The 18,723-nt window shown below is 34.2% G+C and carries 11 protein-coding genes; 8 read left to right on the top strand and 3 right to left on the bottom strand.

What is annotated here, in order from left to right; genetic code table 11:
• Positions 1-4: 4 nt before the first annotated feature.
• Both IEV10_RS08295 and glmM read right to left on the bottom strand, forming a co-directional pair.
• Positions 5-1,510 carry an aminotransferase class V-fold PLP-dependent enzyme gene (locus tag IEV10_RS08295; RefSeq protein WP_188374252.1) on the bottom strand — a complete coding sequence of 502 codons (1,506 nt, stop codon included), beginning with the start codon at positions 1,508-1,510 and terminating at the stop codon, positions 5-7.
• 33 nt (positions 1,511-1,543) lie between these two features.
• Positions 1,544-2,932, bottom strand: coding sequence for a phosphoglucosamine mutase (gene glmM / locus IEV10_RS08290; protein WP_188374251.1), 1,389 nt, complete (start codon positions 2,930-2,932; stop codon positions 1,544-1,546).
• 70 nt (positions 2,933-3,002) lie between these two features.
• Here glmM and IEV10_RS08285 point away from each other — a divergent pair, with 70 nt between their 5' ends.
• The 4 genes from IEV10_RS08285 to IEV10_RS08270 all read left to right on the top strand — a co-directional run bounded on the left by IEV10_RS08285 (position 3,003) and on the right by IEV10_RS08270 (position 8,918).
• Positions 3,003-3,605 carry an acyl carrier protein phosphodiesterase gene (locus IEV10_RS08285; RefSeq protein ID WP_188374250.1) on the top strand — a complete coding sequence of 201 codons (603 nt, stop codon included), beginning with the start codon at positions 3,003-3,005 and terminating at the stop codon, positions 3,603-3,605.
• Positions 3,602-5,302 carry a gamma-glutamyltransferase gene (gene ggt / locus IEV10_RS08280; RefSeq protein WP_188374249.1) on the top strand — a complete coding sequence of 567 codons (1,701 nt, stop codon included), beginning with the start codon at positions 3,602-3,604 and terminating at the stop codon, positions 5,300-5,302. Before IEV10_RS08285 ends, ggt begins: the two co-directional genes overlap by 4 nt.
• 40 nt (positions 5,303-5,342) lie before the next feature.
• A complete protein-coding gene (locus IEV10_RS08275) occupies positions 5,343-6,104 on the top strand; it encodes a hypothetical protein (RefSeq protein WP_229719664.1) in 762 nt (253 codons plus the stop codon).
• 69 nt (positions 6,105-6,173) lie between these two features.
• A complete protein-coding gene (locus tag IEV10_RS08270) occupies positions 6,174-8,918 on the top strand; it encodes a zinc-dependent metalloprotease (protein WP_188374248.1) in 2,745 nt (914 codons plus the stop codon).
• Positions 8,919-8,991: 73 nt separating this feature from the next.
• Here the strand turns inward: IEV10_RS08270 and IEV10_RS08265 are convergent, their stop codons facing one another.
• Positions 8,992-9,519: a DUF8685 domain-containing protein gene (locus IEV10_RS08265; protein ID WP_188374247.1), complete on the bottom strand. Its 528-nt coding sequence runs from the start codon at positions 9,517-9,519 to the stop codon at positions 8,992-8,994.
• 122 nt (positions 9,520-9,641) lie between these two features.
• Between IEV10_RS08265 and uvrA the strand changes: the two genes are divergently transcribed.
• The 4 genes from uvrA to IEV10_RS08245 all read left to right on the top strand — a co-directional run bounded on the left by uvrA (position 9,642) and on the right by IEV10_RS08245 (position 18,617).
• Positions 9,642-12,470, top strand: coding sequence for an excinuclease ABC subunit UvrA (uvrA, locus tag IEV10_RS08260; protein ID WP_188374246.1), 2,829 nt, complete (start codon positions 9,642-9,644; stop codon positions 12,468-12,470).
• Between the two features lie 49 nt (positions 12,471-12,519).
• Entirely contained in the window at positions 12,520-13,206 is a 687-nt protein-coding gene (locus tag IEV10_RS08255; RefSeq protein ID WP_188374245.1) for an LOG family protein, read from the top strand.
• A gap of 7 nt (positions 13,207-13,213) precedes the next feature.
• A complete protein-coding gene (locus IEV10_RS08250; protein ID WP_188374244.1) occupies positions 13,214-16,054 on the top strand; it encodes a gluzincin family metallopeptidase in 2,841 nt (946 codons plus the stop codon).
• 151 nt (positions 16,055-16,205) lie between these two features.
• Entirely contained in the window at positions 16,206-18,617 is a 2,412-nt protein-coding gene (locus IEV10_RS08245) for an alpha-ketoacid dehydrogenase subunit alpha/beta (RefSeq protein ID WP_188374243.1), read from the top strand.
• Positions 18,618-18,723 lie beyond the last annotated feature (106 nt).

The following is an 18,723-nucleotide window of genomic DNA, read 5'->3' as shown; positions in this document are numbered from 1 at the left end:
AGTTTTAATCTAAATTAAACCAGTCGTCTACTGGCGTAACATTACAGGGTCTATCGATTTGAGATTTGTGAACAAACTCGTTATTACATCTCGAATACTCGTAATCTAAAGCCCATTTTTCATGGTATTGGGCTAATTGAATAATACTATCGCAAACAAATTCAATTTCTTGGTTTGTTGTAGTCGGATGAATAGACATCCGCAACCAACCTGGCTTGCGTACTAAATCTCCAATAGTTATTTCGTCTGTTAATTCCTTGGATGTTTTCTGATCCACATGCAATAAAAAATGCCCATAGGTACCAGCACAACTACAGCCGCCTCGGGTTTGAATACCAAATTTATCATTAAGTAATTTAACACCTAAATTGTAATGCAAATCATCTATATAAAACGAAATAACACCTAGCCTATCTTTATGTTGTCCTGCAAGGATGTTTATATTTTTTATAGGTTCTAGACGTTTAAAAATAATGTCAACTAATTCGTGCTCACGTTTCAAAATATTAGAGACACCCATTTGCTCTTTTAGATTAATAGAAAGTGCGGTTTTTATAGTTTGAAGAAAGCCTGGTGTACCGCCATCTTCTCGCTCTTCAATATTATCTATATATTTATGTTCTCCCCATGGGTTTGTCCAACTTACAGTACCACCTCCTGGACAATCAGGCACCATATTTTTATATAATTTTTTACTAAAAACCAATACTCCTGAAGTACCTGGACCACCCAAAAACTTATGTGGTGAAAAGAAAATAGCATCTAAACGTTCATCTTCATCTTCAGGATGCATATTTATTTCTACATAAGGTGCAGAACACGCAAAATCTACAAAACACACACCTCCATTTTTATGCATCAATTTTGCAATGTCATGATACGGTGTTTGTATACCTGTAACATTAGAACCCGCAATTACCGATGCAATTTTAATGGTACAATCTTTATGCTTTTCAAGAAGGCTTTCTAAGTTTTCTAGACTGAACAACCCATCGTCTCCTGGGGGAATAACCTCTACTTTAGCCATCGTTTCTAACCATGAGGTTTGATTAGAATGATGTTCCATATGAGACACAAATACTATTGGGCGCATCTCTTCAGGTATATTAGTATAATCCCTTAAGTTTTCAGGCACTTTTAATCCTAGAATACGTTGAAATTTATTAACAACACCCGTCATTCCATTACCTGAAACAATAAGCACATCATCTTCATTACAATTGACGTGCTCTTTTATAATAGTTTTAGCTTTATGATATGCTTTGGTCATTGCTGTACCAGAAACAGTAGTCTCGGTATGCGTATTAGCAACAAAAGGTCCAAAGTCATTAAGCAACTTCTCCTCTATAGGTCTATACAAACGACCCGAAGCGGTCCAATCTGTATAAATTATTTTTTGTTCACCATAAGGCGAATGAAACGTTTGGTCATGACCAATAATATGCTCACGGAATTTATCGAAGTAAACTTCTAATTCTGTTTTTGACTGAGAGATTGGTGTTGATATCATTATTAAACTAATAATTGTTTCATTGCAAAAGTACTAAATATTAGCAATGGCTTTAATCTCACCAATTATTCTATCAGCAAGTATATCGGCTTCATTTTGAGAAGGTGCTTCAGTATATATTCTAATAATTGGTTCAGTATTACTCTTTCTTAAATGCACCCAACTGTTTGCAAAATCTATTTTTACACCATCAATAGTCGTTAAATTCTCATGACTGTAGTTAGTTTGCATAGTTTTCAAAATACCATCAACATCCAAGTCTGGTGTTAGTTGTATTTTCTTTTTGCTCATAAAGTAATTTGGATATGAGGCTCTAAGTTCACTTACTCTAATTCTTTTTTCAGCTAATAAGCTTAAAAATAAAGCGACACCAACTAAAGCGTCACGTCCATAATGTGATTCTGGAAATATAATACCGCCATTACCTTCTCCACCTATTATAGCATTATTCTTTTTCATTAGTTCTACAACATTAACTTCTCCAACGGCGCTCGCTTCATAATTACCGCCGTGCTTAACAGTAACATCGCGTAAGGCTCTAGTAGAGCTCATATTACTAACTGTATTTCCCGGTGTTTTGCTCAACACATAATCTGCACAAGCTACTAAAGTATATTCCTCACCAAACATCTCACCTTTCTCATCCATAAAAGCCAAGCGATCAACATCTGGATCTACAACAATTCCAAAATCTGCATGGTTATCTACAACAGATTTAGCCAAATCTCCTAAATGTTCTTTTAAAGGTTCTGGATTATGTGGAAAGTGCCCGGTTGGATTACAATATAACTTAACAGGTTCTACGCCTAAACGCTCTAATAACAAAGGAATGGCAATGCCGCCTGTTGAGTTAACACCATCTACTACAACTTTAAAATTTGCAGCTTCAATCGCATCTTTATTCACCAATGGCAAATCTAAAACTTCATCAATATGCAAATCAATATAAGCGTCATTTTTAGTAATCTTTCCCAAATCATCAACTTCTGCAAAAGTCATATTTGATGATTCTGCAATATCTAATATTTTTTTTCCTTCAATACCGTTCAAAAATTCACCTTTAGCATTTAATAGTTTTAATGCATTCCATTGTTTAGGGTTGTGACTTGCAGTAAGTATAATACCGCCATCTGCATGTTCCATAGGCACAGCTACTTCAACAGTAGGCGTTGTTGACAAACCTAAGTCTATAACATGAATTCCCATACCCACTAAAGTATTCATAACTAAACTCTGTATCATTTCTCCAGAAATCCTAGCATCTCGTCCAACAACAACACGATAGTTATCCTTATTACGTTGTTGCTTAAGCCATGTTCCGTATGCTGCCGCAAATTTCACAGCATCAATAGGTGTTAAATTATCTTCAACTTTTCCACCAATTGTGCCTCTAATTCCTGATATAGATTTTATTAATGTCATGTATTTTATGTTTTACGCAAATATAATTAGTTAATGGCATTTTGTGAGTATGAATTTGTAAATTCGAGCAATGAACTTTTTGGCCCACATTTACCTTTCTGGCAATAACAAATTACTTACTATTGGCAACTTTGCAGCTGACGGTATAAGAGGAAAGCGTTTTTCTAAATACCCTGAAGCTATGCAAGCCGGTATAGTTTTGCATCGTTTTATTGATTCTTACACTGATAGTCATGAAACATTTAGGCAAAGTACAAAACGATTGCACAAGGCTTATGGGCATTACAGTGGAGTTATCGTAGACATATTCTATGATCATTTTTTAGCAAAAAATTGGAAAGAGTATTCCGATATACCAATAGAAGATTTTATACAAAATTTTTATAGCAATCTTAATGAGAACTTTGAAATTCTTCCTGAAAGATTTAAAAAATTATCACCATATATGATTGCCGATAATTGGCTGTTAAGTTACGCATCAGTAGAAGGTATTCAAAAAGTTTTAGACGGCATGAATCGACGTACTAGAGGCCGCTCTAAAATGAATGAAGCTACTAAAGAACTTAAGCTTTATTACAAAGCATTTGAAAATGATTTTACGCAATTTTTTAAAGATTTAACCGAAGCAACTAACACTAAGCGAATTGCTTTAGAAAAAGAATATAATCTATGAGAAACCTATCCTTTTTAATACTATTGTTGTTATTTTTTAATTGTCAAGAAGCATCAAAAAAGATTAAAAACATTGATAATAACCGTGGACTAGTTACTGACCAAGCAATGGTAGTGAGTGCGCGTGAGGAGGCCTCCAAAATAGGCTCTCAAATCTTAGAGCTTGGTGGGAATGCTTTTGATGCCATGATGGCTACAGAAATGGCGCTTGCTGTAACTTACCCATATGCTGGTAATTTAGGAGGCGGCGGATTTTTAGTTTACAGACTTGCGGACGGAGAAATTGGCGCCTTAGACTATCGTGAAAAAGCGCCTTTGGAAGCAACAAAAGATATGTACTTAGATAAGGATGGTAATGTCATTAAAAATAAAAGTACTGTTGGTCCCCTAGCTATTGGAGTTCCAGGTACTATTGCAGGAATTTTTAAAGCGCAAGAACGTTTTGGTAAACTCGATGTAAAAACAATACTACAGCCTGTTATCGATTTGGCTAATAATGGTTTTTCTATTACCAAACAACAAGAAGAACGATTTACTAGTTACGACAGTATTTTTAAAGCCGTTAATAATAAAGAAATACCTTTTAACAGCTCTTTAAAAGCCGGAAACAAAATTCAGAATACGTCTTTAGCCAATACCCTAAAGCGAATTGCAACTAACGGTAGAGACGAATTCTATAAAGGCGAAACTGCTAAGGTACTAGTAGATTTTCTTCAAGACAAAGGAAGTATTATTACTCTTGAAGATTTAGCTAAATATGAAGCAAAATGGCGAACACCTATACAATTTCAATATGATGATTTAACTATAACATCAATGTCACCTCCATCTTCCGGTGGCGTATGTTTGAATCAAATTATGACAATGGTTGAAGATTTTGATTTAAGTGGTTATGGACATAATTCTTTAAAAACAATTCAGGTATTAGTAGAAGCAGAAAAACGAGCATACGCAGACCGTAGTTATTACCTTGGTGATCCTGATTTTGTAGATATTCCTATTGAAACATTAACAAGTAGTGTGTATTTAGATGAACGTATGAATGATTTTTCGTTTGTAGTTGCAACTGCTGTTGACTCAATTTCTCATGGAAAAATTATTGGTTATGAAAGTGAAGAAACCACACATTACTCCATCGTGGATCAATTTGGCAATGCCATTGCTGTGACCACAACTCTTAATGGCGGTTATGGTTCAAAAGTATACGCAAATGAGTTAGGTTTTTTTCTTAATAACGAGATGGACGATTTTAGTTCTAAACCAGGTGAACCAAATTACTATGGACTTATCGGTGCTGAAGCCAATAGTATTGCGCCAGAAAAAAGGATGCTAAGCTCTATGACGCCTACTATAGTAGAAAAAGATGGCGAATTATTTATGACACTTGGTACGCCTGGAGGTTCTACAATTATAACATCAGTTTTGCAAACAATTTTAAATGTTCATGAGTTTAACATGACTATGCAAGAAGCTGTAAATGCGCCAAGGTTTCATAACCAGTGGTTACCCGACGAGATACGAATGGAACCAAATTCTTTTAGTGATGATTTAAAAAATCAGCTAAAAACCAAAGGTTATATTATTAATGAAAAGCGCACACCAGTAATAGGAAAAGTTGACGGTATCTTAATTTTAGAAAACGGTAAACTAGAAGGTGGTGCCGACAAGCGTGGTGATGATACAGCAATTGGATTCTAAATGATTTAATATTATAATTTTAAAGTTTAAAAAATACATCGTGTTTAGATTTAAAAAAATAAAACCATTCGGTAAGCTTACACTAAAGCAAAAACTATTCAGAATATTAAAATTCATAGGTGGATTAGTCATTTTTATAACATTACCAACGCTTCTCTTTTTTGGTTATATCTATCTGAAATATGACGAAGAATTACCAAATGGAAAAGCTGGGGTCCAAGCCGACCAATTAGCAACAAAAATGCTTAACGCACTCGATTATGAAGCTTATAAAAATACCGATTATATAGAGTGGACTTTTAAGGGTCAACATAGCTACAAATGGTATAAATCAGTAGATAGTTGTGAGGTCACATGGAAAGACTTTAAAGTGATGCTGAAATTTAAACAACTTGATGACTCTAAAGTGTATATCATAAATCAAGAATATAGGGGCATTGAAAAACAAAAATATGTTGATAAGGCACTAGCCTATTTTAACAACGATTCTTTTTGGTTAGTAGCCCCTTACAAAGTTTTTGATAAAGGTGCAGAGCGACAATTGGTCAAAACTGGAGATAGTAAAGAAGCACTTTTAGTAACTTATATCTCAGGCGGAAGTACACCAGGAGATTCATACTTATGGCTTTTTAATGAAAGTGGAAAACCAACTGGTTATAAAATGTGGGTAGATATTCTTCCTATAAGTGGACTTGAAGCTTCCTGGAATGATTGGACAATTACCAAGACTGGAGCACAATTACCCACTTTTCATAAGCTATTATTTCTAGGGTTAGAACTAACAGATATTAAAACCTTATAACTTACATTATGATTTATTAAGTAATTATCCAAAAATCTTGTAAATTTATAATTCTAAAAATTAATTCTTATGAAAAAGATTTACTTATTACTTTTAATTCTACCATTAATAGGCTTTTCGCAAGAAAAATCGTTTTGGTCAAAAACTAACACAAATAGAATTAAGCAAGACCAATTGGTTGAACGAAATTCTACACCCTCAAAATTTGATGTTTATAACCTAAATTTTGAAGGTATTAGAAATTCTTTAAGCAACGCTATCAGTAGAAATTCAAATGAAGCATCTGACCTTTTTGTAAAATTTCCTAATGCTAATGGAGATATGGAACGCTATCAGATTTATGAAGCTTCAATTATGGAACCTGAGTTTGCTGCAAAACATCCAGAAATTCAATCTTATGTTGGTATTAATATAGATAACCCAGGTACAACTATGCGCTTTAGTACAACAGTATTTGGTTTCCACGCTTCTATCTACACCATTGGAAAAACCTATTACATAGACCCTTATACTTCAGACTTAAACACATACATATTGTATGCTAAAGAAAATTTATATTCGGATATAGACCGCATAGGTTGTCAATTAATTGAAGAGATAGATTCTAGGACTAATGAAAGAGATTTAAATGTTAACACTCAAAGAAATGCAAATGACCAAATGCTAAGAACATTTCGTTTCGCATTAGCATCAACTCAAGAATATTCAAATTTTCATATAGATGCTTCTCCTCAAATAGAAACCACTGATGCTGAAAGGAGAGCAACTGTATTAGCAGCAATGAATGTAACTATGACTAGAGTTAATGGCCTATATGAAAGAGACTTATCTGCAACAATGGTGTTGGTAGATAATACTAGCATAATTTTTCTTGCAGAAAATGATGGTTATACAAATAATGATGGTTTTACCATGCTAAATCAAAATCAATCAATTATAGATTCAAATATTGGTACTGCAAATTATGATGTTGGTCATGTATTCTCAACTGGAGGCGGTGGTGTTGCTTCTCTAGGAGGAATTTGTACTGATGGAACTGGTGGTTTTGGTAATAATAAAGCAAGAGCTGTTACTGGCTTACCAAGCCCTGTAGGTGACCCATATGATGTAGACTTTGTTGCACATGAGATTGGGCATCATTTTGGTGCTAGACATACGTTTAATGGAAGCCAAGGGAATTGTGCAGGTGGAAACAGAACTGCAGCCACCTCTGTAGAACCAGGAAGTGGTTCAACTATTATGGCATATGCTGGGATTTGTGCTGGTGACAATATTCAATCTAATAGTGATGACCATTTTAACGCTATAAGTATTGATGAAATGTACGAGAGAATAACCGCCACAGGTGCTTATGCAGGTTTTCCAACCTGTTCTGTAAATACAGCAAATAGTAATCTAGCACCTACAGCAAATGCTGGAGCTAATTATACTATTCCTTTTGGAACAGCATTTACATTAACAGGTACAGGAAGTGATCCAGATGGAGGTACGATTTCTTACAACTGGGAACAAGTAGACAATGGAGCAATTATAGGTGCAGGTCAACCTTCTCCTACTGATGCAAGTGGACCTATGTTCAGATCTAGACCATCTCAATCTACAGGAGATAGAACATTTCCACAATTAAGTGATATACTTGCTGATAATCTTACGCCTCAATGGGAAGTGATACCAAATGTAGCACGTACTATGAATTTTGCACTAACTGTTAGAGACAATCAATCTCCCAATGGTGGTCAGACCAATAGAAGTGATATGGTAGTTACCGTTGTAAATACAGGTCCTTTTCAAGTCACTACACAGTCTACGCCAGTTGTTTTTGCAGAAAATTCATCAACAACTGTAGAATGGGATGTTGCCGGTACCACAGCTAATGGCATTAATACATCACAAGTAAATATTTTGCTTTCTACTGATGGTGGATTAAATTTTAATACGACTTTAGCTGCAAATACAAGTAATGATGGGTCTGAAACAATTACTTTTCCTTCCGGAGTAACCTCAGGCGATTGCAGAATCAAAGTTGAAGCAGTGGGTAATATTTATTTTGCTATAAATAAATCGTTTTTCGCTATTGGTAATTATACCATAGTTAATAATGAAACATGTACTGATTATACGTTTAATATAAATCAAACAATTCCTTTTAGCACAACAAATTATACTGGATATGGTCTAACTATAAATGATTCTGAAGTTATTACTGATGTAGATGTTACAGTTAATATGACTCATCCAAATAATGGCGAAATTTTTCATGGCATTAGAGGTCCAGAAGATACAGCTGGTTTACAAGAGTTGATTAACGGTAGTTGTGGTGGTACTGCAAACTCAAATATCACATTTGATGATGAAGCTTCTACTTTAAATTGTTCAGCAATAAACACTGGTGGTTCAGCAATGCCAGCAGAACCACTATCAGCAATAGATGGCCAAAATTCTAATGGTCAATGGGTATTTTTCATTACAGATACTGTTGCAGCAAATAATGGTACAATAGACTCAGTAACTATAACTGTCTGCTCAGGCATAACCGAAGCCGTACTAGGGGATAACGATTTTGAATTAAATGATTTTGCGTTATTCCCTAATCCTAGTAAAGGAGATTTTACGTTACAATTTAACTCTAGTTCTGGTAAAGATATAGATGTTAGTGTTTATGACATATCGGGGAAACTTGTATATAATAAAAATTACGGTTCAACGTCAAGATTTGATAAACAAATCAATCTCAATACTGTAAGTACTGGTATTTATATCATGAAAGTTAATGATGGTGATAAAAATGTTACTAGAAAACTTATTGTAGAATAAATTCTTTGAATATATAAAACAAAACCGCCGAAGCTAAATACTTCGGCGGTTTTGTTTTCAGAAGAATCATTAATTATTTTGAAGACTGCCCTTTAAATTGCTGGCTCTTCAATTTAAACAATACATTAAAACTGGTTAAGCTACCATAACTCCGAGTAATGTACTGTTGTAAATCTATCTTTTCTTGCTCATCTAGGTTTTTGCTACTATTTATCTTCTGCTCCATAACACGTAATCTGTCACGAACCATTGTAATTTTATGAAAAAATTTATCAATAGGTAATTCACTAGATTTTAAATTCTCATCACCTGGTTGCATAATTAGCTTTCCACCTTTCCATTTATCACCAATAGAGACAATTTCAGAAACATCAGACCATTTCTTTAAAATATCTCTTAAGCTCTTCTCTATTTCATAAAAACTTACTGTATCCACATCATCTTCAGCTGTTTCTATAACTTTAAAATTGTCATCTAAATCCAAAGTCTCCAAGCCATTATCTATAAAAGTTACCCAATAATGCTGAGATGTCACATTAGTAACAACACCTTTACCATATTCTGGGTGATTAATTCTTGAGCCTATTCCTAATAATTTCATAGTATTTCGTTTAAATTTCTAACACAATTATAATAATTCTCAAGCAAACCTTAGTACTAAATTAACAACTAAAAATTGTACCTTTGCAACTTTGCCAGTTTACGATTCAGATTAACTAATTTATGACAACATCCGACGATTCTATTGAAGTAAAAGGTGCTCGTGTTCACAACCTAAAAAATATTGATGTTACTATTCCCAGAGAAAAATTAGTTGTAATAACTGGCCTATCTGGTAGTGGTAAATCGTCTTTAGCTTTTGATACGATTTATGCTGAAGGTCAACGTCGTTATATTGAAACATTTTCTGCATATGCACGTCAATTTTTAGGAAATTTAGAGCGTCCAGATGTCGATAAAATTGATGGGCTTTCTCCAGTGATTGCCATAGAACAAAAAACAACTAGTAAATCCCCACGCTCTACAGTTGGTACAATTACAGAAATTTATGATTTTCTTCGATTACTTTTTGCTAGGGCTGCTGATGCATATAGCTACGAGACCGGAGACAAAATGGTTAGTTACAGTGATGAGCAAATCAAAGATTTAATACTTGAATCTTTTAAAGATAAACGTATTAATATCCTAGCACCAGTGATACGTTCTCGTAAAGGGCACTATCGAGAGCTTTTTGAGCAAATTGCAAAACAAGGTTTTATAAAAGTACGTACCGATGGAGAGATAGTGGACCTTGAAAAAGGAATGAAGCTCGACCGTTATAAGACGCACGATATAGAAATAGTTATAGACCGTTTAAAAATAGATAACACACAAGATAATGAAAAGCGCTTGATGGAATCTATCTATACAGCTATGTATCATGGCGAAGATGTTCTCATGGTTATTGACCAAGAGACAAACGAGCCTCGCTTTTTTAGTCGCAACTTAATGTGTCCTTCATCTGGAATTTCTTATCCTAATCCAGAACCAAATAACTTTTCATTTAATTCGCCTAAAGGCGCATGTCAAAAATGTAATGGTATTGGAGAATTATATGTAGTTAATGACACAAAATTGGTTCCTGATGAGTCATTATCTATAAAAAATGGTGCCTTAGCACCTCATGGTCCTCAGAAAAAAAGTTGGATTTTTAAACAGTTCGATACTATTGCACAGCGTTATAATTTTTCTTTGAGTGATGCTTGGAAAGACATTCCTGAAGAAGCTAAGCAGGTTATTTTGTACGGTGGTAAAGACAAATTTACTGTAGAGAGCAAATTACTAGGTGTCGCCAGAGATTATAACATCGATTTTGAAGGTGTTGCTAACTTCATAGAAAGTCAGCATAAGTCTAACTCTACATCTTTAGTTCGTTGGGCTAAAGAATACATGGACAAAGTAGAATGCCCAACTTGTAATGGTTCAAGACTAAGAAAAGAATCGCTGTATTTTAAGGTTGATAATAAAAGTATAGCCGATTTGGTGAAGATGGATATTATTGAACTTGACGAATGGTTAAAAAATCTTACTGAGAGACTTTCAAACAAACAACAGAAAATTTCTGCTGAGATTATTAAGGAAATAAAGAGTCGTGTTAAATTTTTATTAGATGTAGGATTAACATATTTATCACTTAATAGAAGTTCTAAGTCTCTATCTGGTGGAGAAGCACAACGCATTCGTTTAGCAACGCAAATAGGCTCTCAGCTTGTAGGTGTTCTCTATATTTTAGATGAACCAAGTATAGGTTTACATCAACGTGATAACGAAAAACTCATTAACTCTTTAGTATCACTTCGCGATGTTGGTAATTCGGTTATTGTTGTAGAGCATGATAAAGACATGATTGAACGCGCTGACCATGTTATTGATATTGGTCCTTTTGCAGGAAAGCATGGCGGAGAAATAATCAGTGAAGGCACACCTAAAGAATTATTAAAGCATGACACGCTTACTGCGGATTATCTTAATGGACAAAAAGAAATTGCCATACCTAAAAAGCGCAGAAAAGGTAATGGCAAAAAATTAGTGCTTAAAGGCTGTACAGGTAATAATCTTAAGAATGTAGATGTAGAGTTTCCATTAGGTAAAATGATTGGTGTTACAGGTGTTTCTGGAAGTGGAAAATCGACTTTAATTAATGAGACGCTCTATCCTATTCTTAATGCACACTATTTTAATGGTGTAAAAAAACCAATGCCATATAAAAGCATAAAAGGACTAGAACATATTGATAAAGTCATCGATATAAACCAATCACCTATTGGTAGAACACCTCGAAGTAATCCTGCAACATATACTGGTGTTTTTAGCGAAATTAGAAGCTTGTTTTCAAAAATACCAGAAGCAATGATACGCGGTTATAAGCCTGGCCGTTTTAGTTTTAATGTTGCTGGTGGACGCTGCGAAACTTGTCAAGGAGGAGGTCTTAAAGTTATAGAAATGAACTTCTTACCTGATGTTTATGTAGAGTGTGAAACTTGTCAAGGCAAACGCTTTAATCGTGAAACATTAGAAATACGATATAAAGGAAAATCTATTAGTGATGTATTAAACATGACTATTGAAGACGCTGTAAATTTCTTTGAGCATATTCCGAAAATTTATAGAAAACTAAAAACTATCAAGGATGTTGGCTTAGGATACATTACATTAGGACAGCAAAGCACAACATTATCTGGTGGAGAAGCGCAACGTATAAAGTTAGCAACAGAGTTAAGTAAAAGAGATACAGGAAACACTTTCTATATTCTAGATGAACCAACGACTGGTCTTCACTTTGAGGATATTAATGTTTTGATGAAAGTATTAAATAAGCTTGCTGACAAAGGCAATACTGTATTAATTATTGAGCACAATTTAGACGTCATCAAAACCGTTGACTATATCATAGATATAGGCTATGAAGGCGGTAAAGGTGGCGGACAATTAGTCGCTAAAGGAACACCTGAGCAAATTATTAAAGATAAAAAAAGTTATACGGCAAAGTTTTTGATAAGAGAATTAAACTAAATCTCCTTATAATTGTCGAAACAAATAAAGACTAACAATTAAATACTATATGAGAAAAGAAAAACACTACAAAGGCTGGAACGAAATAAAAACAAACGACTCATGGGCAATTTTTAAAATCATGGGAGAATTTGTAAATGGTTATGAAAAATTGAGTAAAATTGGGCCTTGTGTTTCTATATTTGGCTCTGCACGCACAAAGCCAGATCATGAGTATTACAAATTAACCGAAGAAGTCGCCAGTAAAATTGTAGATAGTGGCTATGGTGTAATTACTGGTGGTGGTCCAGGTATTATGGAAGCTGGTAATAAAGGTGCCCATATCGCTGGCGGAACTTCTGTAGGTTTAAATATCGAATTACCTTTCGAACAACATGATAACCCATATATAGACTCAGATAAAGTCTTAGATTTTGATTACTTCTTTGTACGTAAAGTCATGTTTGTAAAATACTCTCAAGGATTTGTAGTGATGCCTGGAGGTTTTGGTACTTTGGATGAGTTATTTGAAGCTATTACGCTAATTCAAACTCATAAGATTGATACATTTCCAATTATATTAGTGGGTACAAAGTTCTGGAGTGGACTTGTAGACTGGGTTAAGAATACATTGCTTACAGAAGGTAATATCAGCGCAAAAGATTTAGACTTAATCCATGTTGTAGATACAGCAGATGAAGTAATATCTATACTAAATGCATTCTATAAAGAATCTGAATTAAGCCCTAATTTCTAATAAAAACTTGAATAAAAAACCGCTCATATTTCTTGGTTTCCTACTGTTTGTTGTTCTTACTTTTGGGCAAAATACAATAGATGTTGTTGGTATTGTAAACCCAACGAAAAAGTCTATTAATATTAAACAAACCATTGTCTATAAGAATGTTACCAAGGACACATTAACCGAAGTGTTTTTAAGCGATTGGAACAATAGCTACTCTTCAAAATCTACAGCACTAGCAAAACGTTTTGAAGAAGAGTTTAGCACTAAGTTTCACTTAGCAAAAGATAGGCAACGAGGTTTCACTAATATAGATTATATAAAAGATGGTGGCAATAACACACTTACATCTGAGCGGTTAAAAAATCAAATTGATGTTATAAAAGTAAATCTGAAAGAACCTTTACTGCCTAATGAGTCCTATGCACTAAAATTAGAATACACTATTGTCTTACCAGATGCTGTATTTACAGGTTATGGTTATACCAAAGACGAAAATTTAGAGTTGAAATATTGGTACCTCTTACCTGCAATATATGATGGGCAATGGCAATATTACAGTAATAAAAATATAGATGATTTATTTATTCCTAAATCTGACATTTCAATAAGTCTTAGTTTTCATAAAGCTTATAACCTCACTTCAGAATTAAATACTAAAAACGAAACTGAAGACGGAACACTAAAAACGGTCACTTTAAAAGGCAAGGATAGAATTGACACCTATCTTTCATTAAATCAAAACAGAACTTTTAATCAAGTTACAACTGATGATTTTACTCTAGTTTCTGATATTGAAGAGAAAGGTTTGTCTCCACAAGAAAAAGCAATAGTAACAGATAGAGTCACTAAGTTTTTAACAGATAATCTTGGTACATATCCACATAAACGCTTACTAGTAAGCCAAATAGATTATGATAAGAATCCACTTTATGGCCTTAACCAATTGCCAAGTTTCTTAAGACCTTTTAAAAACGATTTTCAATACGAGCTCAAATTACTTAAGACCGCCTTAAACAAATACATCTCAAACACTCATTTAACAAACCCTAGAAAAGATCACTGGCTTAATGATGGCTTGGCTATTTACTTCTTAATGAAATATGTAGAAGATTATTATCCAGATACCAAACTACTAGGAACATTGGCAAATGTTTGGGGTATTAGGTCATTTCATCTAGCAGATTTAGATTACAATTTTCAGTATTTCCTGTATTCAATGGAAGCTGCAAGGAAAAATAACGATCAGCCCATAACTATCCCAAAAGATTCGCTTACTAAGTTTAATGCCAATATTGCTGGGAGATACAAAGCTGGTGTCGGTCTAAATTATTTAGATGAGTATGCAGAAGACATCAATTTTAGAAGTCTAGCTAAAGACTATTTAAAAGGCAATCAACTTAAAATTGTTACTCTTGATAATTTTGAAAACTTTATAAAATCCAAGACAGCTAAAAATATTGATTGGTTTTTTACAGACTATCTCAATACTCGAAAGAAAATTGATTTTAAAATCTCTAAAGTTAAGACGACAGAAGACTCAATTCAACTTACTATAAAAAACAAACGAAATAATAGTGCTCCAATATCATTGTTTAGTTTGCGAAATGATAGTGTCGTAAATAAACTATGGATTGATAGTATTGGCAAATACAAAACCTTAACTATCCCCAATTATAATACAAAACGACTTGTATTAGACTACGATAATGTGGTGCCAGAGTTTAATCAAAGAGATAATTATAAATCTACAAATGGTCCTAAATTCTGGTCAAAACCTTTACAATTTAGGTTGTTTAAGGATGTTGAAGATCCATATTATAATCAGGTCTTCTTTATGCCGCTTGCTCAATTCAAAAATATATATGATGGCTTTACATTAGGTGCAAAAGTGTACAATAAAACCATACTCAGAAAGCGATTGAATTATAAATTTTCACCACAATATGCATTAAACTCAAAAGCTATTACTGGTTCAGGTACGCTTTTTTACACACATAATCTTGAAGATACTAATCTCTTCAATATCACATACGGTATAGATGCTAGTTACCAGTCCTTTGCTCAAGATGCATTTTTTAGACGTATAAGACCAAATATATCTTTTGGTTTTAGGGATAAAGACGATTTAAGATCAGATAAGCGCCATCTTATTCGCTTACGATATGTAGATATCGCAAGAAATATTGGACCAGATGCCATTTTAGAAGAGATTGAAGAAGAACCAGATTACGGTGTTCTTAATCTGCGATACGTAAGATCCAGTCCAGGAATTATAAACTTTTCAAGATTTTTTGCAGATTTTCAAGTTGCTAGCAACTTTAGTAAATTTTCTATTAATTACGAATTTAGAAAGCTTTCAAAAAATAATAGAAATTATAACTTCAGATTCTTTGCCGGAACATTCCTTAGCAATAATACGGATACAAATTCTGATTTCTTTAGCTTTGCCTTAGACAGGCCAACAGATTATTTATTTGATTTTAATTATTTGGGGCGATCTGAAGCTGCAGGAATATTTAGTCAGCAAATTATTATTGCAGAAGGAGGCTTTAAATCTAAACTAAACACGCCATTTGCAAATCAATGGATGACAACGGCAAACTTTAGTACTTCTATTTGGCGCTATATTCAACTCTATGGTGATGCTGGTTTGGTAAAGAATAAATTTAGCAAACCAAAGTTTGTTTATGATTCTGGTATTAGACTCAATTTAGTTGAAGACTATTTTGAAATATTCTTTCCTCTATACTCCAATAATGGATGGGAAGTTGGACAGCAAAATTACGATGAGAAAATCCGATTCATGTTTACTGTTGACCCTCAAGTGCTGCTAGGGTTATTTAGACGCAAATGGTATTAACATATTCTTACTCAAGTGTTAAATTTCTTTATTAATTTACACTATTCTTAAAATTAATTCGATTTACTAAGAATTATTTAATAATATAACATTTTCCTACATTGCGTAACTTCTTGAGATGTTGTACTTTTGCAAGACAAAATTTCGATATATGAAGCCAAATACAAACACAAAAACTGAGATTACATTTGAAGATTTTAAAGCTGAAGTTTTAAATGATTACAAAACTGTAGTGACCAGTCGTGAGTGTAGCCTTTTAGGACGTCGAGAAGTACTAACAGGTAAGGCAAAATTTGGAATCTTTGGAGACGGTAAAGAAGTCCCGCAAATTGCTTGGGCAAAAGCCTTTCAAAACGGGGACTTTCGATCTGGATATTACCGTGACCAAACCTTTATGATGGCTATTGATAAGTTAACTATAGAACAGTTTTTTGCGGGATTATACGCTAACACCAACTTAAAAGATGAACCAATGTCTGCAGGTCGACAAATGGGTGGTCACTTTGCAACGCACAGTTTAGATGAAAATGGCGAATGGAAAAACTTAACTGAGCAAAAAAACTCAAGTGCGGACATCTCTCCTACTGCCGGTCAAATGCCTAGACTTTTAGGTTTAGCTCAAGCCTCAAAAATTTACCGAAATGTAAAAGGTATAGATACCACCAAATTTTCTAAAGAAGGTAACGAAGTCGCTTGGGGAACTATTGGCAACGCCAGTACAAGTGAAGGTTTATTTTTTGAAACTATAAATGCTGCTGGTGTTTTACAAGTCCCAATGGTAATTAGCATTTGGGATGACGAGTATGGCATTTCTGTTCATGCGAGACACCAAACAACTAAAGAAAATATTTCTGAAATCTTAAAAGGTTTTCAAAGAGACGAAGTTAATAACGGTTACGAAATTTTCCGTGTCAATGGCTGGAATTATGCTGAATTAATTGACACCTATCAACGTGCTGCTCAAGTGGCGCGTAAAGAACATGTACCAGTCATGATTCATGTTAATGAGTTAACGCAACCACAAGGGCATTCAACCTCTGGTTCTCATGAGCGTTACAAAGATGCAGACCGCTTAGCCTGGGAAGCTAAGTACGACTGTAATGCACAGATGCGTCTTTGGATGATAGACAATAATATAGCAACAGACGAAGAGTTAAAAGCTATTGAAAAAGATATTAAAAAAGCTGTTAGAGACGGTAAAAAAGCCGCTTGGTCTGCATTTATAAATCCAATACATGCTGAAAGAACTGAAGCCGTTTCACTTTTAGAGCGCGTAGCTAAGTCTAGCGCTAACGGTGTTTTTATTTCAAAACTTAAAAACGATTTAGCGACTATTGATGAGCCTATACGTAAAGATATATTAACTGCAACACGTAAAGCATTACGTTATGTGATTTCGGAAAGTTCTACTGAAAAAACAGAACTGCAAAATTGGATTACAAACTATATTGAAACTATACAACCAAAATATAGTTCTCACCTCTTAAGTCATTCGGAGAAAAAAGCACTAAACCAAACCGAAGTTTTACCAACTTACGATGATAATGCCGAAGATGTAGATGGACGTCTCATCTTAAGAGATAATTTTGATGCCATTTTTGGCAATTATCCAGAAGCATTGATTTTTGGCGAAGATGCTGGTCACATAGGTGATGTAAACCAAGGTTTAGAAGGTTTACAAGCCAAATATGGCGAGCTACGAGTATCAGATACTGGTATTAGAGAAGCCACTATTTTAGGCTCTGGAATTGGTATGGCTATGCGTGGTTTACGACCAATTGCCGAAATTCAGTATCTAGATTACATCTTATATGCTTTACAGCTAATGAGTGATGATTTGGCTACCGTACATTACCGTACAAAAGGTCGCCAAAAAGCACCTCTAATCGTAAGAACTCGTGGGCATCGATTAGAAGGTATTTGGCATTCTGGCTCTCAAATGGGCGGTATTCTTAATTTGGTGCGTGGTATGCATGTGTTAGTTCCAAGAAATATGACTAAAGCTGCTGGTTTTTATAATACACTCTTAGAAAGTGACGAACCCGCACTTGTTGTAGAGTGTTTAAATGGGTATCGTCTTAAAGAAAAAATGCCAAACAATATTGGAAAGTTTAAAACACCCATAGGTGTTGTAGAAACAGTAAAAGAAGGTGAAGATATTACCTTAGTCTCTTACGGTTCTACACTGCGATTAGTTGAGCAAGCTGCAAAAGAATTACAAGAAGTTGGTATTAATGCTGAAATTATTGACGTACAATCACTTCTTCCGTTAGACATTAATTATGACATAGTAGAAAGTGTTGCTAAAACCAATCGCCTGATGGTTATTGATGAGGATGTTTCTGGTGGTGCTTCTGCTTATATTTTAGATGAAATACTAAACAAACAGAATGCATACCAATATCTAGATAGTCAACCAAAAACCTTAGCTGCAAAACCACATAGACCTGCATATGGTACGGATGGTGATTATTTTTCTAAACCTTCTGTAGAAGATATTTTTGAAGCCGTCTATAATGTGATGCACGAAGCGAATCCGGTGGACTTTCCGAAACTGAGATAACAAAACATATAGTTATAAAACTAAGCGCCTTTAATTTAACATTAGAGGCGTTTTTATTATTTAAAACAAAAACACCTGAAAACAAACAATTGAAATACTAAAAGCG

This window comes from Winogradskyella haliclonae (genome assembly GCF_014635865.1).
In the GTDB taxonomy this organism is placed as follows: domain Bacteria; phylum Bacteroidota; class Bacteroidia; order Flavobacteriales; family Flavobacteriaceae; genus Winogradskyella; species Winogradskyella haliclonae.
The sequence above is the reverse complement of the archived record's forward strand: the minus strand, read 5'-3'. Positions and strand labels throughout refer to the sequence as shown.